The organism is Flavobacterium psychroterrae (assembly GCF_018380615.1).
GTDB classification, from domain to species: domain Bacteria; phylum Bacteroidota; class Bacteroidia; order Flavobacteriales; family Flavobacteriaceae; genus Flavobacterium; species Flavobacterium psychroterrae.
Genome location: NZ_JAGYVZ010000087.1, coordinates 1 through 408, shown reverse-complemented (window position 1 = coordinate 408; position 408 = coordinate 1). Strand labels below are relative to the sequence as shown.

General features: G+C 41.2%; 1 protein-coding gene. It reads left to right on the top strand.

Annotated elements, in window-relative coordinates; genetic code table 11:
- A partial coding sequence (locus KHA90_RS25170) for an Ig-like domain-containing protein (protein ID WP_213308290.1) occupies positions 1 to 408 on the top strand: 408 nt, incomplete at both ends.

Genomic DNA, 408 nt, shown 5'->3' with positions numbered 1-408 from the left:
TCACGACAAATGAAGACACGGCGGTAACGATCAATGTTACTACAAATGATTCGGATGTTGACGGAACAATTGATGTTGCGACAGTAGATTTGGATCCAGCAACACCAGGCATTCAAACTACTTTCACAGTAACTGGTCAGGGAACTTACACGGTTAACAATTTAGGCGTGGTGACTTTTACGCCAGTATTAAACTATAACGGAACAGCCACTCCAATCAATTATACGGTAAACGATAATAACGGAGCGATATCGAATATTGCTACGATTTCAATTACGGTAACTTCGGTAAATGATAATCCGGTTGCAGTAAACGACGCAATCACGACAAATGAAGACACGGCGGTAACGATCAATGTTACTACAAATGATTCGGATGTTGACGGAACAATTGATGTTGCGACAGTAG